This is a genomic window from Microbacterium sp. (assembly GCF_035556355.1).
Lineage (GTDB): Bacteria > Actinomycetota > Actinomycetes > Actinomycetales > Microbacteriaceae > Microbacterium.
On sequence record NZ_DATMFG010000054.1, the window covers coordinates 183413 to 205887 of the forward strand.

Annotated in this window: 20 protein-coding genes and 1 tRNA gene; 17 read left to right on the plus strand and 4 right to left on the minus strand. The window is 70.9% G+C overall.

Annotated elements, in window-relative coordinates; genetic code table 11:
• The 4 genes from VNR19_RS15410 to VNR19_RS15425 are packed head-to-tail and all read left to right on the plus strand — an operon-like array spanning position 1 to position 4624.
• Positions 1 to 2088 (plus strand): acetyl/propionyl/methylcrotonyl-CoA carboxylase subunit alpha, encoded by a 2088-nt coding sequence (locus VNR19_RS15410; RefSeq protein WP_325728156.1) that lies wholly within the window; start codon positions 1 to 3, stop codon positions 2086 to 2088.
• Positions 2089 to 2112: 24 nt separating this feature from the next.
• The gene (locus tag VNR19_RS15415) at positions 2113 to 3264 is read left to right on the plus strand and encodes an acyl-CoA dehydrogenase family protein (RefSeq protein WP_325728157.1); all 1152 of its coding nucleotides are present in this window, start codon (positions 2113 to 2115) and stop codon (positions 3262 to 3264) included.
• Positions 3261 to 3809, plus strand: a complete 549-nt coding sequence (locus tag VNR19_RS15420) for a MaoC family dehydratase (protein WP_325728158.1) — start codon at positions 3261 to 3263, stop codon at positions 3807 to 3809. Before VNR19_RS15415 ends, VNR19_RS15420 begins: the two co-directional genes overlap by 4 nt.
• Positions 3806 to 4624: an HpcH/HpaI aldolase/citrate lyase family protein gene (locus VNR19_RS15425; protein ID WP_325728159.1), complete on the plus strand. Its 819-nt coding sequence runs from the start codon at positions 3806 to 3808 to the stop codon at positions 4622 to 4624. The genes VNR19_RS15420 and VNR19_RS15425 overlap by 4 nt, the downstream gene beginning before the upstream one ends.
• Positions 4625 to 4701: 77 nt before the next feature.
• Here VNR19_RS15425 and VNR19_RS15430 read toward each other — a convergent pair whose 3' ends face one another.
• From VNR19_RS15430 to VNR19_RS15440, 3 genes are read right to left on the minus strand one after another with little or no spacing between them, the layout of a single operon-like run.
• The gene (locus VNR19_RS15430; RefSeq protein ID WP_414684192.1) at positions 4702 to 5547 is read right to left on the minus strand and encodes a Sir2 family NAD-dependent protein deacetylase; all 846 of its coding nucleotides are present in this window, start codon (positions 5545 to 5547) and stop codon (positions 4702 to 4704) included.
• 24 nt (positions 5548 to 5571) lie between these two features.
• Entirely contained in the window at positions 5572 to 6411 is an 840-nt protein-coding gene (locus VNR19_RS15435) for a TrmH family RNA methyltransferase (RefSeq protein WP_325728160.1), read from the minus strand.
• A gap of 7 nt (positions 6412 to 6418) precedes the next feature.
• The gene (locus tag VNR19_RS15440) at positions 6419 to 7315 is read right to left on the minus strand and encodes an SGNH/GDSL hydrolase family protein (RefSeq protein WP_325728161.1); all 897 of its coding nucleotides are present in this window, start codon (positions 7313 to 7315) and stop codon (positions 6419 to 6421) included.
• Between the two features lie 119 nt (positions 7316 to 7434).
• On the opposite strand from VNR19_RS15440, the gene VNR19_RS15445 reads away from it, so the two are divergent.
• The 5 genes from VNR19_RS15445 to VNR19_RS15465 all read left to right on the plus strand — a co-directional run bounded on the left by VNR19_RS15445 (position 7435) and on the right by VNR19_RS15465 (position 13048).
• Positions 7435 to 9330 (plus strand): DEAD/DEAH box helicase, encoded by a 1896-nt coding sequence (locus VNR19_RS15445; protein ID WP_325728162.1) that lies wholly within the window; start codon positions 7435 to 7437, stop codon positions 9328 to 9330.
• 129 nt (positions 9331 to 9459) lie between these two features.
• A complete protein-coding gene (locus tag VNR19_RS15450; RefSeq protein ID WP_325728163.1) occupies positions 9460 to 10572 on the plus strand; it encodes a VIT1/CCC1 transporter family protein in 1113 nt (370 codons plus the stop codon).
• Between the two features lie 80 nt (positions 10573 to 10652).
• A tRNA-Leu gene (locus VNR19_RS15455) sits at positions 10653 to 10737 on the plus strand.
• A gap of 115 nt (positions 10738 to 10852) precedes the next feature.
• Positions 10853 to 12148 (plus strand): M20/M25/M40 family metallo-hydrolase, encoded by a 1296-nt coding sequence (locus VNR19_RS15460; RefSeq protein WP_325728164.1) that lies wholly within the window; start codon positions 10853 to 10855, stop codon positions 12146 to 12148.
• A gap of 69 nt (positions 12149 to 12217) precedes the next feature.
• On the plus strand, positions 12218 to 13048 hold the full coding sequence (locus tag VNR19_RS15465; RefSeq protein WP_325031614.1) for an undecaprenyl-diphosphate phosphatase: 831 nt from the start codon (positions 12218 to 12220) through the stop codon (positions 13046 to 13048).
• A gap of 21 nt (positions 13049 to 13069) precedes the next feature.
• Here the strand turns inward: VNR19_RS15465 and VNR19_RS15470 are convergent, their stop codons facing one another.
• Positions 13070 to 13936 carry a PAC2 family protein gene (locus VNR19_RS15470; protein ID WP_325728165.1) on the minus strand — a complete coding sequence of 289 codons (867 nt, stop codon included), beginning with the start codon at positions 13934 to 13936 and terminating at the stop codon, positions 13070 to 13072.
• A 120-nt stretch (positions 13937 to 14056) separates the two neighbouring features.
• Between VNR19_RS15470 and VNR19_RS15475 the strand changes: the two genes are divergently transcribed.
• The 8 genes from VNR19_RS15475 (at position 14057) to VNR19_RS15510 (ending at position 22466) form a co-directional block, all read left to right on the plus strand.
• Positions 14057 to 14737 carry an HAD family hydrolase gene (locus VNR19_RS15475; RefSeq protein ID WP_325728166.1) on the plus strand — a complete coding sequence of 227 codons (681 nt, stop codon included), beginning with the start codon at positions 14057 to 14059 and terminating at the stop codon, positions 14735 to 14737.
• Positions 14734 to 15777, plus strand: a complete 1044-nt coding sequence (locus VNR19_RS15480; RefSeq protein WP_325728167.1) for a tRNA (adenine-N1)-methyltransferase — start codon at positions 14734 to 14736, stop codon at positions 15775 to 15777. The genes VNR19_RS15475 and VNR19_RS15480 overlap by 4 nt, the downstream gene beginning before the upstream one ends.
• A gap of 40 nt (positions 15778 to 15817) precedes the next feature.
• Positions 15818 to 16777 carry an FKBP-type peptidyl-prolyl cis-trans isomerase gene (locus VNR19_RS15485; protein WP_325728168.1) on the plus strand — a complete coding sequence of 320 codons (960 nt, stop codon included), beginning with the start codon at positions 15818 to 15820 and terminating at the stop codon, positions 16775 to 16777.
• A gap of 123 nt (positions 16778 to 16900) precedes the next feature.
• Positions 16901 to 17842 (plus strand): helix-turn-helix transcriptional regulator, encoded by a 942-nt coding sequence (locus VNR19_RS15490; protein ID WP_414684195.1) that lies wholly within the window; start codon positions 16901 to 16903, stop codon positions 17840 to 17842.
• Positions 17839 to 18804, plus strand: coding sequence for a helix-turn-helix transcriptional regulator (locus VNR19_RS15495; protein ID WP_325728170.1), 966 nt, complete (start codon positions 17839 to 17841; stop codon positions 18802 to 18804). The genes VNR19_RS15490 and VNR19_RS15495 overlap by 4 nt, the downstream gene beginning before the upstream one ends.
• Before the next feature lie 85 nt (positions 18805 to 18889).
• Positions 18890 to 19147, plus strand: coding sequence for a Sec-independent protein translocase subunit TatA (tatA, locus tag VNR19_RS15500; protein ID WP_325031621.1), 258 nt, complete (start codon positions 18890 to 18892; stop codon positions 19145 to 19147).
• Positions 19148 to 19212: 65 nt separating this feature from the next.
• Positions 19213 to 19971, plus strand: a complete 759-nt coding sequence (gene tatC, locus VNR19_RS15505) for a twin-arginine translocase subunit TatC (RefSeq protein WP_325728247.1) — start codon at positions 19213 to 19215, stop codon at positions 19969 to 19971.
• Positions 19968 to 22466: a DEAD/DEAH box helicase gene (locus VNR19_RS15510; RefSeq protein WP_325728171.1), complete on the plus strand. Its 2499-nt coding sequence runs from the start codon at positions 19968 to 19970 to the stop codon at positions 22464 to 22466. Before tatC ends, VNR19_RS15510 begins: the two co-directional genes overlap by 4 nt.
• Positions 22467 to 22475: the final 9 nt, after the last annotated feature.

Sequence of the window (22475 nt, forward strand, 5' to 3'; positions counted from 1 at the left end):
ATGACCACGAATCCCACCGACTCGGTCCCTGAGCGAGCGCAGCGAGACGAAGGTTTCACCACCGTCCTCGTGGCGAACCGCGGCGAGATCGCGCGACGCGTCCTCCGCACGCTGCGCGAGCTCGGCATCCGCTCGGTCGCCGTCTACAGCGACGCCGATGCGAACGCGCCGCACGTGCGTGAGGCCGACATCGCCGTCCGGATCGGGCCGGCCGCCGCATCCGAGTCGTACCTCAGCATCGACGCCGTGATCGCGGCCGCGCGCGAGACCGGGGCGCAGGCGATCCATCCCGGCTACGGCTTCCTCGCCGAGAACGCCGCGTTCGCGCGCGCGTGCGCCGACGCCGGAATCGTCTTCATCGGGCCGGGCGAGCGTGCGCTCGAGGTCATGGGCGACAAGATCCGCGCGAAGCAGCACGTCGCCGAGTACGGCGTGCCGACGGTTCCCGGATTCTCGGCGGTGGACATGACGGATGCGGCGATCGCCGACGCCGCCCGCGACATCGGCTTCCCCCTGCTCGTCAAGCCGTCGGCGGGCGGCGGCGGAAAAGGCATGCAGGTCGTGCGCTCAGAGAGCGAGCTGCCCGAGGCGCTCGCGACCGCTCGCCGCGTCGCGACGGCCGCATTCGGCGACGACGCGCTCCTGCTCGAACGGCTCATCGAGCGTCCGCGGCACATCGAGGTGCAGGTGCTCGCCGACTCCCACGGAACGGTCGTCCACCTCGGCGAACGCGAGTGCACGCTCCAGCGCCGGCACCAGAAGGTCATCGAGGAGGCTCCGTCGCCCGTCATCGACGCCGCCACGCGCGAGCGCATCGGTGTGGCGGCGTGCGCGGCCGCCGCATCCGTCGACTATCGCGGCGCGGGAACGGTCGAGTTCCTCATCGCGGCCGACCGGCCCGACGAGTTCTTCTTCATCGAGATGAACACTCGTCTGCAGGTCGAGCACCCCGTGACGGAGCTCGTGACCGGCATCGACCTCGTCGAGCAGCAGATCCGCATCGCCGAGGGCGAGCCGATCCCGTTCGAGCAGGACGAGGTGCGCCTCGAAGGGCACGCGATCGAGGCGCGCGTGTACGCCGAGAGCCCCGAGCGCGGCTTCCTGCCGTCGACGGGCGACGTGCTGCTGTGGCGCGCCGCCGAGGGCGTGAGGACGGATGCGGCGATCGAGACCGGCTCCACGGTGACGAGCGACTACGACCCGATGATCGCGAAGGTCATCGCCTTCGGCGCGGATCGGGCCGCGGCGCTCGACACGCTGGACGCCGCGCTCGCCGAGACGGTGGTGCTCGGCGTCGAGACGAACACGGCGTTCCTGCGCGCGCTGATCGCCGATCCCGCCGTGCGCGACGGAGACCTCGACACGGGACTCATCGACCGCCTGCCGCCGTTCGAGGCGCCCGCTCCGTCCGCACGGGCGCTCGCGTGCGCTGCCGCCTTCGTGCGCGGGGGCTCGACATCGAGTCGAGCGCCCGACGGAGGCGCGTCGACAGGTCGCGCACGGCCCACCCGCAGTCGCGCCGGCGGCGCATGGCGCGCGTTGCCCGGCTGGCGCGTGTCGGGCGAGCGCGTGCTGCCGGTGCAGAGGTTCCAGCTCGACGGCGGCGACGTCGTCGAGGTCGCGGACGACGACGCCGCTCCCACGGACCCGGCGGATGCCGCGACCGCACGCGACGGCAGCGTCTGGGTGCACGCCGACGGCGCCACCCACCGGCTGCGGCCCCTCACGCGCCGCGAGGCGATGGAGGTGCGGCTCGCACAGCGCGAGCGCGAGGCCGGCGCATCCGACCCCGATCTCCGCGCGCCCATGCCCGGCGCCGTCGTGGCGATCCACGCCGCCGACGGCGCCGAGGTCGCCGCGGGCGACCGCATCGTCACGATCGAGGCGATGAAGATGGAGCACCCGCTGATCGCCGGACACGGTGGCATCGTGCGCGTGCGCACGGCCGTCGGAGAGCAGGTCTCGCGCGATCAGGTGCTCGCGACCGTGACCGCGCACCCGGCGGAGACCGCAGACCGCGAGGCGCCCGTCGACCAAGCGGGCGCGCCCGGGGCATCCGTCACACCGACCGAGACCGCGGTCGGCTGACCGTCCATCCCACGAGGAGGAGACATGGACCACCACAATCTCACCGAGGACGAGCGTCAGCTCGCCGCGATGGTGCGGGACTTCGCCGAAGAGGTCGTCGCACCCCGCTCGTACGAGGCCGACCGCACGAAGACGCTGCCGCTCGAGGTCGTGAAGCAGATGGGCGACCTCGGGCTGTTCGGTCTGCCGTTCCCCGAGGAGTACGGCGGGCAGGGAGGCGACTACTTCGCGCTGTGCCTCGCGATCGAGGCGCTCGGGCGCGTCGACCAGTCCATCGCCATCACGCTCGAAGCGGGCGTGAGCCTCGGCGCGATGCCGATCTTCCGCTTCGGCACCGAGGAGCAGAAACAGGAGCATCTTCCCGATCTCACGGCGGGTCGCGCACTCGCGGGGTTCGGGCTTACCGAGCCGGAGGCGGGATCCGACGCCGGAGCGACGCGCACGACCGCGCGCCTCGAGGACGGCGAGTGGGTCATCGACGGGTCGAAGCAGTTCATCACGAACTCCGGCACCGCCATCACGCGCTTCGTGACGGTCACCGCGGTCACGGGACAGCAGGACGGCCGCAAGGAGATCTCGACGATCATCGTGCCCAACGGCACTCCCGGCTTCACCGTCGAGCCCGCGTACGACAAGGTCGGCTGGAACGCGTCCGACACGCATCCGCTGACGTTCCAGGGCGCGCGTGTTCCGGAGGGCAACCTGCTGGGGGAGCGCGGCCGCGGATTCGCGAACTTCCTGCACATCCTCGACGAGGGCCGCATCGCGATCGCCGCCCTCGCGACGGGTGCCGCCGAGGGCTGCCTCGAAGCTGCCGTCGACTACGCGAACAAGCGCGTCGTGTTCGGCGACACGCTGTCTAAGCGGCAGGGCATCCAGTTCACGATCGCGCGGATGCAGGCGCGCGTGCACACCGCGCGCCTCGCGTGGCACCACGCGGCGCGCCTCCGCGACGCAGGCAAGCCGTTCAAGACCGAGGCGGCCATAGCGAAGCTCACGGCGAGCGACGCGGCGATGGACAACGCGCGCGACGCGACGCAGATCTTCGGCGGCAACGGCTTCATGAACGAGTTCCCCGTGGCCCGCCACTACCGTGACTCCAAGATCCTCGAGATCGGCGAGGGCACGAACGAGGTGCAGCTCCTCGTCATCTCGCGCGCATTGGGGCTCGAATGAGCGACCCGTCGAACTCCACCCGCTCCGACGGTAGCGTGACGAGGGTGACCGGCGAGCCGATCGTGCAGCGCGGGCTCTACTACGACGAGCTCGAGGTCGGTGCGCGCTACGTGCACCGACCGGGCCGCACCGCGACCGAGGCCGACAACGTCCTGTTCTCGACCCTCACGATGAACACCCAGGCGCTGCACCTCGACGCCGCGCACTCCGAATCGCGGCCGTTCGGACAGCGGCTCATGAACTCGATGTGGACGCTGTCGACGATGGTCGGGGCATCCGTCTCGCAGCTCACGCAGGGCACGCTCGTCGCTCAACTGGGGATGACCGACATCTCGTTCCCCGCACCGCTCTTCCACGGCGACACCCTCTACACCGAGACCGAGGTCGTCGAGAAGCGCCTGTCGAAGTCGCGCCCCGGGCAGGGCATCGTGACGCTGAGGCACACGGGGCGCAACCAGCACGGAGAGGTCGTCGGCGTCGCGACGCGCGTCGCGCTCATGTGGTGCGCGCCGTCGACGGAACAGAGCCCAGGAGGAGACGCGTGACCGGAACACCGTTCGATCTCGGCCCCGCGCTGCTGTTCTGTCCCGCGGATCGTCCCGAGCGCTTCGAGAAGGCGCTCGACCGCTCGGACGGCGTGATCCTCGATCTCGAGGACGCGGTGAGCGCGGATGCCAAGGCGGCGGCGCGCGGCGCGGTGATCGAGTCCGAGCTCGACCCTTCGCGCGTCATCGTGCGGGTCAATCCGCTCGACAGCGACGCGATCGTCGCGGATCTGTCGTCGCTGTCGCAGACCGACTACCGGACGATCATGGTCGCGAAGGCCGAATCGCCCAAGAGGATCGGCCGGCTCGACCCGCGCTTCCGCGTGATCGCGCTGTGCGAGACCGCGCGCGGTGTGCAGGCGGCAGAGCGCATCGCGGCCCTCGACAACGTCGTGGGGCTCATGTGGGGAGCCGAGGACCTCGTCGCATCGCTCGGCGGCACCGCGAGCCGCAACAAGCGCGGGCGGTACCGCGATGTGGCGCGCTACGCGCGCAGCCGCGTGCTCATCGCCGCGGGAGCGCGGCGCAAGGCGGCGATCGACGCCGTGCACCTCGACATCGCAGACCTCAAGGGCCTGCGACGCGAGGCGCGCGATGCCGCCGCGAGCGGCTTCACGGCCACGGCATGCATCCACCCGAGCCATGTGCCGGTGATTCGCGAGGCGTATCGTCCGGACGACGATCTCCTCGCGTGGGCGCAGGGTGTGCTCGCGGCGGCCGAGCACAAGGGCGGCGTGTTCCGACATGAGGGACGCATGGTCGACGAGCCCGTGCTCCGCCACGCGCGCGGGATCGTGCGTCGCGCGGAGTCCTGAGCCCCGCCATGGGGGCTGAGCGAGCGCAGCGCCCTTCGTCTCGTCGCTGCACTCCTCGCTCAGGGACCGGGGGAAGGTCAGCCCTCGAGCGCATCGGCGAGAGCCGAGAGCACCTCGCTCGTGCCGGCGTCGATCTTCACGGTGGCGCGGGCGTCGCCGCGCGTCTGCCCGCGGTTGACGATCACCACGGGCATCCGTCGCCGCCGTGCACGCTCGAGCAGCCGGATGCCCGAGTTCACGACGAGCGATGAGCCGGCGATCACGAGGGCATCGCTCGCGTGGACGAGCTGCTCGGCCTCGCGGAACTTCTCGGCGGGGATGAACTCGCCGAAGAACACGACATCGGGCTTGAGCACGCCCCCGCACACGGTGCACGACGGTACCCGGAAGTCCTCCCAGCTCTCCGGCAGCACGTCGCCGTCGGGGCCGAGCTTCACGTTCTCGGGCACGACGATCCACGGGTTGTCGGCCTCGACACGCACCGCCAGATCGCGGCGGTCGAACACCTGCCCGCAATGCGTGCAGAACACGCGGCGCATCGTTCCGTGCAGCTCGACGACGCGGCGGCTGCCTGCGCGCACGTGGAGCCCGTCGACGTTCTGCGTGATGACACCCGACACGATGCCGCGCTCCTCGAGACTCGCGATCGCGCGGTGGCCGGCGTTCGGCTCGGCGGCCGCGAAGGCGCGCCAGCCGAGGTGGCTGCCGACCCAGTATCGGCGCCGGGCGGCGTCGCTCGAGAGGTACTGGTCCACGGTCATGGGCGTGCGCCGCGGCGCGCCCTCGCCGCGGTAGTCGGGGATGCCGGAATCCGTCGAGACGCCCGCCCCCGTCAGAACGGCGATCCGACGGCCCGACAGCGCGGTGAGCGCCGCGTCGAGCTGCTGCGCGGGAAGCGCGGCAAGGTGCGTTGCGATGCTCACGGATCACCCCCTCCGCTCGCGAGTCTAGGTCTCGTCGTTTTCGGGCATGTTACGCCGGTCGCGGGCTGTGAGCTCCCACAGCGCGACCGCGGACGCCGCGGCGACGTTGAGCGAGTCGACGCCCCCGCGCATCGGGATCGTCACGGTGACGTCGGCCGCCTCGAGCGCCGCACGGCTCAGGCCGTCGCCTTCAGCGCCCAGCATGAGCGCGACCTTGCGCGGCGCATCCGCAGCGAACCTGTCGAGCGGCACCGCGTCGTCGGCCAACGCGAGGGCCGCGAGCCGGAAGCCTGCGTCGTGCAGCAGTTCGCGCGCCACGGGCCACTCGGGAATGCGCGTCCACGGCACCTGGAACACCGTCCCCATGCTCACCCGCACGCTCCGCCGGTACAGGGGGTCGGCGCAGCGCGGGCTCACGAGCACCGCATCGGCGCCGAGGCCTGCGGCACCGCGGAAGATGGCGCCGACGTTCGTGTGATCCACGATGTCGTCGAGCACCACGACCACGCGCGCACCCTCGACGATCGCGCCCACCGTCGCGAGCGGCGGGCGGTGCATCGCCGCGAGGGCTCCGCGGTGCACGGCGTAGCCCGTGAGGTGCTCGGCGACTTCTGCGGGCACGACGAAGATCGGGGCATCCGGATGCGGCGCCGCCAGCCGCTCGATGTCGGGCAGCCACTTGTCCTGCACGAGGAAGGATCGCGGCGTGTGGCCCGCCGCGAGCGCGCGTGCGATGACCTTCGACGATTCGGCGATGTACAGGCCGCCCTCGGGCTCGAGCACGCGGCGCAGCGCGACATCGGTGAGATCGCGGTAGTCGGCGAGCCGCGCATCGGCGGGGTCGTCGACGCGCACGACCGGCATGGCGCCCCTACACCCGGTCGTCGCGCGTCGCGGCGGCGTCGTCAGCCGCCGCCATGGGCTTCGGTGCGTCGTCGCCCTTGCCCGGTGCGAGGGTCGTCACGGGGAGAGGCGACGGGCGCTTCGCCGTGACGTTGTCGCCGGACGACTGGTGACGCAGGCGGCGCAGCACCCACGGCACGAGGTGCTCGCGGGCCCACACGAGGTCGTGTGCACGCGCTTCGCGCCAAGTGCGACGCGGCAGAGGATCGGGCTGCATCGGCTGCAGGTCGTTCGGCACGTTGAGCGCACGAAGCACCATGCGGGCGACCTCGTGGTGACCGAGCGAGTTCAGGTGGAGTCGGTCGTCGTCGAAGAACCTCGGGTCCTGGATCTCCTTGAGGGCCCACTGGTCGGCGACGATGCAGTCGTAGCGGTCGGCGATGGCGCGGACGTTCTCGTTGTAGATGGCGATCTTGCCGCGGAACGGCCGGAACACCGGCGTGAAGTTCGTGTCGATGCCCGTGAACACCACGACGGTCGCGCCCCCGCTGCTGAGCCGGATGACCGCGTCCTCGAACTGGCCCGCGATCTCGTCGGGGTCGGTGCCCGGCCGGATCACGTCGTTGCCGCCCGCGCAGAACGTGATCAGGTCGGGCTTGAGCTCGAGCGCCGGATCGACCTGTTCGGCGACGATCTGGGCGATGAGCTTGCCGCGCACGGCGAGGTTCGCGTACGCGAAGTCGTCGACCTGCTGCGACAGCACCTCGGCGACGCGGTCCGCCCAGCCACGGTGCCCTCCCGGGCTGTTCGGCTCGGGATCGCCGATGCCCTCGGTGAACGAGTCGCCGAGCGCGACGTAGCGGCGCCATGGGTGGGGCTGCGCGTTCGCGACGTACGGAGTGCGCGGATCGTCTTCGTTCGTCATCATCTTCCTCGCTTGTGGCCGGTTACGAGGTTAGCCCGCCTCGCGGACGTCTGCGCCGACGCGTCGCCGGCCTCGTCTATCGTGGTGACTCGTTGTGCCGAGACGAGGGGAGGGCGTCGATGGACGACGAGGCGCTGGTCGCCGAGCACGCGACCGACACCGAGTCGTTTGACCACAGACATGCGGATGCCGCGCACCACGGCACCCGTCACATCGGGTCCTTCGCCGCCGAGCACCTGTCGCCGTCGTTCCCGCAGCGTGCCCCGTGGGGCACCGCGCAGCGCCTCCGCGCGTGGCAGGCCGAGGCTCTCGACCTGTACTTCAGCCTCGACGGTCCGGACGGCCCCGGCGCGGGTCCGCGCGACTTCCTCGCCGCCGCGACCCCCGGCGCCGGAAAGACGACGTTCGCCCTCCGGCTCGCGAGCGAGCTGCTGCGCCGCCGGGTGGTCGACCGCATCATCGTCGTCGCGCCCACCGAGCACCTCAAGACCCAATGGGCGGATGCGGCGGCCCGTGTGTCGATCCGACTCGACCCCGCCTTCTCGAACCGCCACGTCGCCCCCGCGCGCCACTACCACGGGGTGGCCGTCACCTACGCGCAGGTGGCGGTCAAGGCATCCGTCCATCAGCGCCTCACGCTCGATGCGCGCACGCTCGTGATCCTCGATGAGGTGCACCACGGCGGCGACGCGCTCAGCTGGGGCGATGCGCTGCGCGAGGCGTACTCGCGCGCGACGCGGCGGCTGCTGCTGTCGGGGACGCCGTTCCGCAGCGACACCGCGCCGATCCCGTTCGTCGAGTACCACCCCGACGAGAAGGGCATCCGCGTCTCGCGCACCGACTACAGCTACGGCTACGCGCGAGCCCTCGAGGACGGCGTCGTGCGCCCGGTGATCTTCCTCGTGTACGCGGGCTCGATGCGCTGGCGCACCAAGACCGGCGACGAGATGGAAGCGCAGCTCGGGCAGGACAACACGAAGGACGTCACCGCGCAGGCATGGCGTACCGCGCTCGACCCGGCGGGGGAGTGGATCCCGGCCGTGCTGCGGTCGGCCGACCGGCGCCTCAGCGAGGTGCGCGAGCAGGTGCCGGATGCCGGCGGCCTCGTCATCGCGACCGATCAGACCGCCGCGCGCGCCTACGCCGAGATCCTGCGCGGCATCACCGGCGAGGCACCCACTGTCGTGCTCTCCGACGAGGCCGAGGCGTCGTCGCGCATCGAGGAGTTCTCGCAGGGCACGTCGCGGTGGATGGTCGCGGTCCGCATGGTGTCGGAGGGTGTCGACGTTCCGCGGCTGTGCGTCGGCGTCTACGCGACGAGCGCCTCGACCCCGCTCTTCTTCGCGCAGGCGATCGGCCGGTTCGTGCGCGCACGCCGGCGCGGCGAGACCGCGAGCGTGTTCCTCCCGAACGTTCCGCAGCTGCTCGCCCTCGCGAACGAGCTCGAGCGTCAGCGAGATCACGCGCTGGACCGCGACACCGACGGCGACGACGAGTGGAACGCCGAGGAGGACCTGCTCGCGGCGGCGGAGCGGGAGGACAAGGCATCCGATGCTCTCACCGAGGAGTTCTCGTTCCAGGCACTCGGCTCCGCCGCGCACTTCGACCGCGTGCTCTACGACGGGCGCGAGTTCGGGCAGCTCGCGGTGCCCGGAACGCCCGAAGAGGAGGAGTTCCTGGGCCTGCCCGGACTGCTCGAGCCCGAGCACGTCCATGAGCTGCTCATGCAGCGCCAGGCGCGTCAGGGAAGGCACCGCAAGGCGCGCGAGGCACGGCAAGCGGTCGCGGGAACCCCGGTGGAGCCCGCGCCGCCGCCCGCGCTCCACCGCACCCTCAAGGAGCAGCGACAGCTTCTGAACAGCCTCGTGGGGCTCTACGCGCGCCAGTCGGGCGAGCCGCACGGCGCCGTGCACGCCGAGCTTCGACGGATCTGCGGCGGACCGCCCGTCGCTCAGGCCACCGTCGCCCAGCTGCAGGCGCGCATCGACGTGCTGCGCAAGCGCGTGCGCTCCTGAACCGCCCGCGACGCCGGGGCTCGTTCGGAGCCCCGAAATGCTGTCAATCCGCGAGATCGCGGGGCTGCACGGCGTGCTCCCGGCTAGCGTGGAGGCGACCCCCGGCCCCGAATCCTCAGAGGAGGACCGTTGAGCGCGCCCGCCGCACACCATCCTGCGCCTTCGCCCGCGCCGAGCGAACGCGACCGGAGGCGCTGGGCGCGGTTCCTCGTCGACGAGCGTGCCGAGGCGCGCCTGTACCGCCAGCTGGCGAGCCGGCGCACGGGGGAGGAGCGCGCCATCCTCGAGGCCCTCGCCGACGCGGAGGGGCGGCACGAGGCGCACTGGCTCGAGCTGCTGGGCGGCGAGCCCAAGCGCCTTCCGCGGCGCAGCCTCGACACGGTCGTGCTCGGATGGATGGCGAAGCGCTTCGGGTGGATCTTCGTGCTCGCGCTCGCGCAGAACGCAGAGCGGCGATCGCCCTACGACGACGAGCCGTTCGCGACGGCGGCCATGGCGGCGGACGAGAAGATCCACGGCGAGGTCATCCGCACACTGGCCGCTCGTGGGCGCCGTCGCCTGTCGGGAACCTTCCGCGCGGCGGTCTTCGGCGCGAACGACGGTCTCGTCTCGAACCTCGCGCTCGTCATGGGCATCGGTGCGACGGGCGTCGCATCCCAGTTCGTGCTCTTCAGCGGCATCGCGGGCCTCCTCGCGGGCGCTCTGTCGATGGGCGCGGGCGAGTTCGTGTCGGTGCGATCGCAGCGCGAGCTGCTGTCGGCGACCGAGCCCAACGACGACGCCCAGCACGCCCTCATCGACCTCGACCTCGACGCGAACGAGCTGGCTCTGGTCTATCGGGCGCGAGGGATGAGCGAAGCGGATGCCACGGCCCGCGCCCGCCGCGTGATCCAGGTCGCCCAGGGGAGTGAGGCAGACTCCGCGGTCACGGCGCCGATCGGCACGCACGACGACAACGAGGTGGTCGGACGGGCCTGGGGGGCGGCGATCTCGAGCTTCCTGTTCTTCGCCTCCGGAGCGATCATCCCCGTGCTGCCGTGGATCTTCGGTCTGAGCGGCCTCGCCGCGGTGATCACGGCTCTCGTGCTCGTCGGGATCGCTCTCATGCTCACCGGCGCGACGGTCGGGGTGCTGTCGGGCGGTCCGCCCCTCAAGCGCGCCCTCCGGCAGCTCGCGATCGGCTACGGCGCCGCGGCGGTGACGTACGCGCTCGGGCTCCTGTTCGGCGTGACACTGGGGTGACCGGGGCGAGCCGCTCGATTCGTTCCGGAGCGCCGAACGTGCTATCGTCGATCCTCGGTTGCGAAACCGAAAACCACCTCGCGCGGGTGGCGGAATAGGTAGACGCGCTAGCTTGAGGTGCTAGTGCCCGTATAGGGCGTGGGGGTTCAAGTCCCCCCTCGCGCACAAGCAATCTGGGCCCCTTTCGAGGGGCCCAGATTCGTTTCGATGCTCGTTCCAGACAGCGTGAAGGCCCCCTCGCAGTGGGGGCCTTCGTCGTCGAGAGGATAGGTTGGAGCGCATGCCCGAAGCCCCCCTTCCCGAGGTCGTCGAGGTCGCGCGGGACCTCATCCGCTTCGACACCACGAACTACGGCGGCGGCCGCTCGAAGGGCGAGCGTGAGGCAGCCGAGTACGTCGGCGCCTACCTCGAGTCGATCGGCCTGACCCCCGAGTACTACGAGCCGATTCCGCTCCGCACGAACGTCATGGCGCGCGTCCCCGGTCGCGACCGCTCCAAGCCGGCGCTCGTGCTGCACGGACACCTCGACGTCGTCCCGGCGATCGCGGAGGACTGGAGCGTCGACCCGTTCGCGGGAGAGATCAAGGACGGACTGCTGTGGGGCCGGGGCGCCGTCGACATGAAGGACATGGACGCCATGATCCTCACGTCCGTCGCCGACATCCTCCGCGCAGGCGACCAGCCCGAGCGCGACCTCGTCCTCACGTTCTTCGCCGACGAGGAGAACGGGGGCGTGGAGGGCTCTGCGCTCGTCGTGCGCGACCGTCCCGAATGGTTCGCGGGCGCGACCGAGGCGATCAGCGAAGTCGGCGGATACTCGATCACCGCCGGCGGCCGCCGGGCCTACCTGCTCCAGACCGGCGAGAAGGCGCTCATCTGGATCCGGCTCGTCGCGCGCGGAATCGCCGCCCACGGCAGCCGCTTCCATCCCGAGAACGCCATCACGCGCCTCACCGAGGCCGTCGCGGCGCTCGGCCGCACCGAATGGCCCGTGCGCCTCACCGACACGACACGCGAGCTCCTCGAAGGGCTCGCGGCGCTGACGGGCGCATCCGCCGACGACCCCGACGCCCTCGCCGACGCGACGGGTGCGGCATCCGGCTTCATCCGCTCGACGCTGCGCACGACCGCCAACCCGACGGGCCTCACCGCCGGTTACAAGCACAACGTGATCCCCGATCGAGCCGAAGCGCTCATCGACGTCCGCGTGCTCCCCGGCACCGAGGAGGCGGCCCTCGCCGACATCCGTCGCATCGTGGGCGACGACGTCGAGGTCGAGGTCGTCGTGCAGGACATCGGCCTCGAGGTGCCGTTCGAGGGGGCCCTCGTCGACGCGATGGTCGCGGCGCTCGGCCGCCACGACCCGGGCACGCCGGTGATCCCGTACCTCATGGGCGGCGGCACCGACAACAAGGCGCTCTCACGCCTGGGCATCGCGGGCTTCGGCTTCGCACCGCTGCGACTGCCCGCCGACCTCGACTTCACCGGCATGTTCCACGGCGTCGACGAGCGCGTGCCCATCGATGCCCTCGTGTTCGGCAAGACTGTCCTCACCGACCTCCTTCGCACCTACTGACTCACGTCGCCGCGCGCGACACGACATGAGGGATGCCCCGCCCGCGGCATCCCGCACCGAAAGGCGTGCATGCAGCATCTGTTCGAGGCGATCATCCTGGGGCTCGTCCAGGGCCTGACCGAGTTCCTCCCCGTCTCGTCGAGCGCGCACCTGCGCATCGTGGGGGAGTTCCTGCCGAGCGCCGAGGATCCCGGCGCGGCGTTCACCGCGATCACGCAGATCGGCACCGAGGCGGCGGTCGTCGTCTTCTTCTGGCGTGACATCGTGCGCATCATCGGCGCGTGGTTCAAAGCGCTCTTCGGACGCATCCCCCGCAACGACCCCGACGCGCGCCTCGGGTGGCTCATCATCATCGGCAGCATCCCGATCGTGGTGCTCGGTCTGCTGTTCCAGGACCAGATCGAGACCGTATTCCGCTCGCTGTGGCTCGTCGCCGGCATGCTCATCCTCTTCGGCGTGCTGCTCGGCATCGCCGACCACATCGGCGCGAAGCGGCGCAGGCTCCAGGACATCACCGTGCCGCACGGCATCATCTACGGGTTCGCGCAGGCGCTCGCCCTCATCCCCGGCGTCTCACGCTCGGGCGGCACGATCACGGCAGGCCTGCTCATGGGGTACGAGCGGTCCGCTGCCGCGCGGTACGCGTTCCTGCTCGCGATCCCTGCGGTGTTCGGCAGCGGCTTCTACCAGCTCTTCAAGAGCTGGGACGAGCCGGGCGTCTTCACCCTCGGCGAGACGGCCATCGCGACGATCGTCGCGTTCCTCGTCGCGCTCGGCGTGATCGCGTTCTTCATGAACTGGATCTCGAAGCACAGCTTCCTGCCGTTCGTCGTCTACCGTGTCGCGCTCGGCTCGACGATCCTCGTGCTGCTGAGCACGGGGGTGCTCCAACCGCTCTGACGCGGCCTCTCCGACGAGGCGTCAGCGGCGCGGAGGGTCGTCGCGGCCGGGCTTCGCGGGCCCGTCGCCGCGGCGGCGCAGGTACCGCTCGAACTCCTGGGCGATGGCATCGCCGGATGCCTCGGGCGAGTCCCACGTGTCGCGCGTGCGCTCGAGCTGGCGGATGTACTCCGTCATCTCCTCGTCGTCTGCCGCAGCCGCGTCGATCGACGCCTCCCACGCGGCCGCCTCGGTCGCGAGCGTTCCGCGATCGACGGGTGCGCCGGTGAGGTCCTCGAGACGGTCGAGCAGCGCGAGCGTGGCCTTCGGGGACGGCGTGTGACCCGCGACGTAGTGCGGCACGCTGGCCCACAGGCTCGCGGAGGGGATGCCCGCGGCATCCGCCGCGTGGGACAGGACGCTCAGGATGCCGACCGGTCCTTCGTACGTGCTGCGCTCGAGGCCCAGCGACTGGCGCAGCTTCTCGCTGTCGCTGCCGGCGAAGACGGAGATCGGGCGCGTGTGCGGCACGTCGGACATCATCGAGCCGAGGCTCACGAACCCCGTGACGTCTTCGCGCAGTGCGACGTCGATGAGCTCGCCCGCGAACGCCTGCCATGCACGAGCCGGCTCGACGCCGGTGAGGAGCCACAGCTGCGTGCCGCGCGTCGCGTGCACGGGGCGGTGGATCGTCGCCTCGGGCCACTTGAGCCGACGTCGGCCCTCGCCGTCGATCTCGATGTGCGGGCGCGTGTACTGGTAGTCGAAGTACAGCTCGGGGTCCACGGAGTAGACGGGTTCGTACGATCCGCTCGTCTTCAACTGCGCGATGGCGGACGAAGCGGCCTCACCGGCGTCGTTCCATCCGTCGAACGCGGCGACGAGCACTCGGCGTCCCAGTCCGTCCACGCGACCTCCTCCGACCGCGGCGCCCGCCGCCGGTCAGTTCCAGGATAGGCGTCGCGGCCGACGAGGGGGCCGCTCCCGTGCCGACGGCGGTGCCCGCGCACCCCTCGTTAGGATTGAGCGGTGAATCACCGCCTCCCCGCCGCCGTCCTGTGGGACATGGACGGCACCCTCGTCGACACCGAGCCGTACTGGATCGCGGCCGAGACGCCGCTGGTCGAGAGCTTCGGGGGGTCGTGGTCGCACGAGCAGTCGCTCCGGCTCGTCGGGCTGGGACTCGACGACGCCGCGCGCATCTTCCAGGACGCGGGCGTGCGCATGGCGGTCGACGAGATCGTGAACCACCTGACCGACGAGGTCCTGTCGCAGCTCGCGACGAAGGGCGTCCCCTTCCGCCCGGGCGCGCGCGAACTGCTTGCGAGCCTGCGCGAGGCGGGCGTGCGGACGGCGCTCGTCACGATGTCGCTGCGCCGCATGGCGCAGTCCGTCGTCGATCTCATCGACTTCGAGGCGTTCGACGTCATCGTCGCGGGCGACGACGTCGCCCGACCCAAGCCGTACCCCGATCCGTATCTGCGTGCGAGCGAGCTGCTGGGCGTAGACCCCGCCGACACGATCTCCATCGAGGACTCGCCCAACGGGCTGCGCTCGGCCGTGGCCGCCGGCACGGTCGCGATCGGCGTGCCGAACATGATCGGTCTCGAGGGCACCGGCGCCCACGCCCTGTGGACCACGCTCGAGGGCCGCACCGCCGACGACATCGCCGCGCTGCACGGCGCTCATTTCCGGGGAGTCCGCCGATGACCGACCAGCCGCCGGCAGAGAACCGGATTCCGCACCCCGCGTCGCGTCCGAGCGGCCCGTTCCGCGCGGGCGACCGCGTGCAGCTGACGGGTCCGAAGGGCCGCCTGCACACGATCACGCTGCGCCCCGGCGGCGAGTTGCACACCCACCACGGCGTGCTCAAGCACGAGCAGCTCATCGGTCTGCCCGACGGCTCGGTCGTCGCCAACAGCGGCGGGCACGAGTACCTGGCGCTGCGACCGCTCCTGCGCGACTTCGTCATGTCGATGCCGCGCGGCGCGGCGATCGTGTATCCGAAAGACGCGGCGCAGATCCTCGCGGAGGCGGACGTCTTCCCCGGAGCGACGGTCGTCGAAGCGGGCGTCGGGTCGGGCGCGCTCTCGCTGTGGCTGCTGCGGGCGGTCGGCGCATCCGGTCGTCTCCTCTCGTTCGAGCGCCGCGCCGATTTCGCGGAGGTCGCGAAGGCCAACGTCGAGACGTTCTTCGGCCGGATGCCCGCCAACTGGGACGTCGTCGTCGGCGACCTCGTCGAGGCTCTGCCCGCGACCGTGGGCGCGGCGTCCGTCGACCGTGTGATCCTCGACATGCTCGCGCCGTGGGAGTGCATCGACGCCGTCGCCGACGCGCTCACGCCGGGCGGTGTCGTCGTCTGCTACGTCGCGACGGCGACGCAGCTCAGCCGCGTCGCGGAGTACATCCGCAACACCGGGCTGTTCACCGAGCCCGACGCGAGCGAGACGATGGTGCGCGGATGGCACGTCGATGGCCTCGCGGTGCGCCCCGACCACCGCATGGTCGCCCACACGGGCTTCCTCCTGTGGGCGCGCCGCCTCGCACCGGGTGCCGTCCCGCCCGAGCGCAAGCGCCGCGCCTCGAAGTCGAGCTACAGCGATGAGGATGTCGAGCTGTGGACGCCGGGCGCCGTCGGAGACCGCGAGATCACCGACAAGAACCTGCGCAAGCGCGTGCGCGAGGCGCAGCGGGCCGCCGAGGGCGCTCGGCAGGCGGCCGCGGCGGACGACGCCGGATCTGCCGAGTAGGCCGTGAGGGGCGGTGTGCGATGCCGCCTAGACTGTTCCGGTGCGCAAGATCCCCGCTGCCCTCACGGTTGTCGCCCTCGCAGCCGTCGCTCTGACCGGCTGCTCCCCGTCCGCCGCAGACGCCTGCCCGCGTCCTTCCGCCGATCCCGAGGTGGCGAAGCTCGTCACGGTGACCGGCGATCAGGAGGATGTGCCGCGCGTCAAGGTCTACACGCCGCTGCACACCGACGAGCTCGTCGTCGCGGACGTCACGCGCGGCGAGGGCACGCCGATCACGACGCCCGATCAGGTGGCGGTCGTCGACATCTCGGTCATCAGCGCCGAGACGGGGGAGGAGATCGTCTCGACGCCGTATGACGGCGACCTGTCGCGCGCGTTCGCGCTCTCGCGATGGGAGCAGACGTTCCCGACGTTCGACCGGATCGTCGAGTGCGCCACCGAGGGCTCGCGCATCGTCGCAGCGCTCCCGCCCGGTGACGTCGCGCCCGATGCGGCGGCGAGCTTCGGCATGTCCGAAGAGGACTCGGTCGTCCTCGTCGTCGACGTCCGCAAGGTGTTCCTACCTCGCGCGGACGGCGCGAACCAGTTCAACGCCGACCGCGGCGTGCCGAGTGTGGTGCGGGCGCCCGACGGTCGCCCGGGCATCATCGTGCCCGACGGCGCCGCGCCTTCGGAACTCGTCGTCCAGACGCTCAAGAAGGGTGACGGCGAGGCCGTCTCTTCCGATGCGCCATTCCGCGCGCACTACACGGGGCTGACGTGGGATGACCGCGACGCGTTCGAGACGACGTGGGACGGCGAGCCGGCCTCGCTCACACTCGACTCGCTCGTTCCCGGTGTCGCAGAAGCGCTCGAGGGTGCGACAGTGGGCTCGCAGGTGCTCGTGGTGGTGCCGCCCGAGCTGGGGTACGGCGACGAGGAGCGCGCGGGCATCCCCGCCGGTTCGACGCTCGTATTCGTGTTCGACATCCTCGGCATCGACGCGGCTCCGGCGGAGTAGCGGAACGCACTTCGCGAAACCCGGAAGTGGCGGGGCACCGACGCCTAAGATGAGGGAGTGCCTGCCAAAGTCGCCGTGAAGAGCCCGCCCGATGAGCGGCTCGTGAACCTGGTCGTCGCCCTCATGGCGACCGACGTGGGGCTCACGAAAGACACGATCCTCACGTCGGTGGCCGGCTACCGCGAGCAGTACGAGTCGGGCGCGTCGAAGGACGCCCTCGAGAAGATGTTCGAGCGCGACAAGGAGAGTCTGCGCGCGCTCGGCGTGCCCATCGAGACGATCGGAGACTGGGCCGACCCCGACGATCTGCGCGAGGCGCGCTATCGCGTGCCGACGACGGAATACGAGCTCCCCGAAGACATCACGTTCACGCCCGCCGAGGTGGCGCTGCTGAACCTCGCGGGCACCGTGTGGGGCGAGAGCTCGATGTCGGCCGAAGCGCGCACGGGTCTTCGCAAGATCCGGGCACTCGGCATCGACGTCGATGAGCCGATCATCGGCTACACCCCGCGCATCAGCGTGCGCGAGCCGTCGTTCGCACCGCTGCAGCAGGCGATCGAGCACTGCCGCGTCGTGACGTTCCCCTACCTCAAGCCGGGTGAGGCGGAGCCGCGGATGCGGCACGTGCAGCCGCTCGCACTCGTCGAGTTCGAGGGCCGCTGGCACCTCTTCTCGAACGACCTCGACATGAACGCCGACCGCACGTTCCTGCTCGCGCGCATCGTGGGCGACGTCACGATCACGCGTCAGCGCTTCCCCCGCGAGCTGCGGGACGGCGCCGGCGACCGCGCTCTCGCCGGACTCGACGCCGTCGCCGCGCGCAACCGGGCTCTGCTCGAGGTGAACCCGGGCACCGAGGCCGCGCTGCGGCTCAGCCGACGCTCCACGCCCGCCGAGCAGGGCATCTACGTGAACTTCGTCGACATCAACATCTTCGCCGACGAACTGGCGTCCTACGGCCCCGAGGTGCGCGTCGTCGAGCCCGAAGACCTCCGCGAGCACGTCATCCGGCGTCTGCGCGCGACGGCCGAGGTGCACGGGGCATTCGAAGGAGGACGACCGTGAGCGCCCGCCGCCAGCCGCTCGTCGCAACCGACCGCGCCGCGCTCATGCTGCAGCTCGTGCCGTACCTCATCTCGAAGGGCGAGGTGTCGATCGCGGAGGCCGCCGACGAGTTCGACGTCACCCCGCAGCAGATGCGCGCCATGGTCGAGAAGCTGCCGATGATCGGCCTGCCCGGAGACAGCGGCTATTGGCAGATGCCGAACGACCTCTTCGACATCGACTGGGACCTCCTCGACGAGCAGGACCTCATCGTGATCACGAACGCCGTCGGCCTCGAGCGCGCACCGAAGCTGACCGCCCGTGAGGCGGCGGCCCTGCTCACGGGCCTCCAGCTCGCGCGCTCGATCCCCGGCGTGGGCGACTCCGAGCTCTTCGCGGGGCTGCTGCGCAAGCTCTCGCGTGGCGCGTCGAGCGCGCCCGCCGAGGTGATCGTCGCACCGGCCCCCGTCGACGCCGTCCGCGACGCGGTCGCGCGCGCCGTGCGGCAGGGCGTGGCGGTCTCGTTCACCTACAAGGCTCCGGATGCGCCGCCCACGACCCGCACGGTCGATCCGGTCAAGGTGCACATCGCCGACGGCCAGTGGTACCTGCAGGGCTGGTGCCACCTGCGCGAGGCGATGCGCACATTCCACCTCGACCGCGTGAGCGACATCGAGCTGACCGACATCCCGATCTCGCACGGCCACGACCCCGTACCCGACTGGTTCGAGGAGGGCAAGGGCGACATCGTCGCGCGCGTGCGGTTCCCGGCATCCGTCGCCCCGCTCCTCGGCGACTACCTCGACCGCGCCCGCGTCGAGACCGACGGGGAGTGGTCGGTCGCGACGATGCGCATCGCCGACGAGCAGAGCCTCAAGCGGCTCGCCGCTCGCCGCGGCGGGGCCGTCGAGGTGCTCGAGCCCGAGGGCGCGCGGGCCGCGGCGCGGTCGTGGGCCGAGGCCGGTCTCGCGCAGTATCACTGAACACCCGGCGAGTCACACGTGGGTCTCGGCCGCTGAAGCAGGCTGCGGGTTACACTGTCAGCGGACCCGCCGAAAGGAATCGACAATGCTGCAAGGCCTCACAGGGTGGCACTTCCTGATCATCCTCGCCGTGATCCTGCTGCTGTTCGGCGCGGCCAAACTCCCCGCGCTGGCGAAGAGCATGGGTCAGTCCGCCCGCGTGTTCAAGGGTGAGATGAAGGCCATGAAAGACGAAGACGCGGCGCGTGACACCGCGAACACCAGCGGCTCGGCCTCCTCGACCGAGGCTCCGGCAGCGGACGTGCGCACCGACGCGGGCGGAACCTCCGAATCCAAGCCCTGACCGCCGTGGCGACGGCAGGACCGCCGCGCGTGGGAGAGTCCGACCTTCCACGGCGCGACAAGCGCATGTCGCTCGGCCAGCACCTGGTCGAGCTGCGCAAGCGCCTCATGATCGCGGCGATCGGCGTCGTCGCGGGAATGGTCGTCGCGTTCTTCATCACCGACCCGGTCATCTGGCTCATCACCGAGCCCATCCGCGCGATCGCCGAGACGTCGGAGGAGCGCAGCAAGGTCGAGCTCATGTTCACGACGGTGACATCGGCCTTCGATCTCCGCCTGCGCATGTCGTTCGCGATCGGTCTGCTCCTGTCGGCGCCGATCTGGATGTGGCAGATCTGGGCGTTCATCATGCCCGGCCTGACGCGTAAGGAGATCCGGTACACGGTCGCGTTCCTCGCAGCCGCGATCCCTCTCTTCTTCGCGGGAGCCTATGTGGGCCTGCTCGTCATGCCGCACATCGTCGAACTGATGGCGTCGTTCGTGCCCGAGGGTGCGGCGTCGTTCTTCGATGCGGTCTACTACTACGACTTCGTCTTCAAGCTGCTCATCGTGGTGGGCGTCTCGTTCGTGCTGCCCGTGTTCCTCGTCGCGCTGAACTTCGCGGGCATCGTCTCGGGCAAGGCGATCCTCAAGGGCTGGCGGGTCGCGGTGCTCATCGCGTGCATCTTCGCGGCCCTCGCAACCCCCGCGGCGGATGTCGTGAGCATGCTGCTGCTGGCAGGGATCCTCGTCGTGCTGTTCTTCGCCGCGGCATCCGTCTCGCTCATCTTCGACCGCCGTCGGGCGAAGCGCGACGCGGCGCTCCTCGGTGACGGGGCGTCGTGACCGACCTGGGTCCCGCCGAACGCTACGCGCGGGCGCGCGAGGCCTCGGAGAGCGACCGACGGCACCCGATCACGGCGGCTTTCGCCGCGTCGCAGCCGTTCGAGCTCGATCCGTTCCAGCTCGAGGCCTGTCGCGCGCTCGAAGAGGGGCGCGGCGTGCTCGTCGCCGCTCCGACGGGCGCCGGAAAGACGATCGTCGGCGAGTTCGCGGTGCACCTCGCGATGCGCGAGCCCGACACGAAGGCGTTCTACACGACCCCGATCAAGGCGCTGTCGAACCAGAAGTTCCGCGAGCTGCAGGACGCGTACGGGGCCGACCAGGTCGGTCTGCTCACGGGCGACACGAACATCAACGGCAGTGCCCGCGTCGTCGTCATGACGACCGAGGTGCTGCGGAACATGCTCTACGCCGACTCGCCGGCGCTGCGCGGCCTGCGCTACGTCGTGATGGACGAGGTGCACTACCTCGCCGACCGGTTCCGCGGCGCGGTGTGGGAGGAGATCATCATCCATCTGCCGCGCAGCGTGCGGCTCGTGTCGCTTTCGGCGACGGTCTCGAACGCCGAGGAGTTCGGCGACTGGCTCGACACGGTGCGCGGCGACACCGAGGTGATCGTGTCGGAGACCCGCCCGGTGCCCCTCGAGCAGCACGTGCTCGTGCGCGGCGATCTGCTGCCGCTGTTCGATGACCGAGCCGGAGTCGCGACGGCGCAGGTGAACCAGGAGCTCATGCGCATCCGCTCCTTCAAGGGCCCGCTGTACGAGGGCAACCGCCGTGCCCAGTCCTACAACAGTGCCCGGCACGCCGGCTACGAAGCGGCGCGACGTCGTCCGCAGAGAGGCGGCAGGCGACCCGTCCGGTCGGCGAACGTGCGGCGCGTCGAGCGGCTCGACCGACCCGAGGTCGTGGAGCTGCTGCGGCGCTCGAACCTGCTTCCCGCGATCTTCTTCATCTTCAGCCGAGCCGGATGCGACGGGGCCGTGCAGCAGGTGCGGCGAGCCGGCCTGCGGCTGACCACGCCCGACGAGCGGCGCGAGATCCGCCGGACGGTCGAGGAGCGCACGCGCACGCTCCTCGACGAGGACCTCGCCGTGCTCGGCTATCACGAGTGGCTGGACAACCTCGAGCGCGGTGTCGCGTCGCACCACGCGGGACTGCTGCCGGCGTTCAAGGAGGTCGTGGAGGAGCTCTTCCAGCGCAAGCTCGTGAAGGTCGTGTTCGCGACCGAGACGCTCGCGCTCGGCATCAACATGCCGGCGCGCACCGTCGTGCTCGAGAAACTCGAGAAGTTCAACGGCGAGGCGCGCGTCGCGATCACCTCGGGGGAGTACACGCAGCTCACCGGCCGCGCGGGCCGGCGCGGCATCGACGTCGAAGGACACGCCGTCATCCAGTGGACCGAGGGCCTCGACCCGCAGGCTGTGGCGGCCCTCGCGTCTCGACGCACGTACCCGCTCAACTCGAGCTTCCGGCCGACGTACAACATGGCGGTCAACCTCATCGACCGGTTCGGCCGCGCGCGGGCGCGCGAGATCCTCGAGTCCTCGTTCGCCCAGTTCCAGGCCGACCGCGCGGTCGTCGGGCTCGCTCGCCAGGTGCGCGAGCAGGAGGAGTCGCTCGCCGGGTACGAGAAGGCGATGACGTGCGACCGCGGCGACTTCACCGAGTACTCCGCCATCCGGCGCGAGCTGAGCGATCTCGAGAAGCTCAACCGCAAGGACGCGAACGCGAGCCGTGCGACGCGTGACAAGCGTCTGCGCGAGATCGCCGCGTTGCGGAAGCGGATGCAGCGGCATCCGTGCCATCAGTGCCCCGACCGTGAGCGCCACGCGCGCTGGGCCGAGCGGTACTGGAAGCTCAAGCGGCAGATCGACCGGCTGCGACAGCAGATCGACACGCGCACGGGCACGGTGGCGCGCATCTTCGACCGCGTCGTCGAGGTGCTCGAGGTGCTCGACTACGTGCGCGTCGCGGAAGACGGCACGACGACTCTCACCCCGGCGGGGCGAACGATGCGCCGCATCTACGGAGAGCGAGACCTGCTCGTCGCGGAGTCGCTGCGGGTCGGGACGTGGAACGATCTCGATGCGGCCTCGGTCGCGGCGCTGGCGTGCTGCCTCGTGTACGAGCCGCGGCGAGACGAGTCGGGACCGGGGGAGCACGGGCTCCCGCGCGGTCCCTTCCGGCGCGCCCTCTCCGACACGCAGACCCTTTGGCAGCAGCTCGACGATCTGGAGCGCGACCACCGCCTGCCGGGATCCGAGCCACTCGGCACGGGCCTCGCCCTCGCGATGCACTCATGGGCGCGCGGCATGCCGCTCGACCGCGTGCTGAGCGAGGCGGACCTCGCCGCCGGCGACTTCGTGCGATGGGCGAAGCAGACGATCGACCTGCTCGACCAGCTATCGATCGTGGCAGACCAGTCCGTCGCATCGACGGCGCGCAAGGCCCTCGAGTCGGTGCGTCGGGGCATCGTCGCGCACACGACCGTCTGAGAGCGCCCG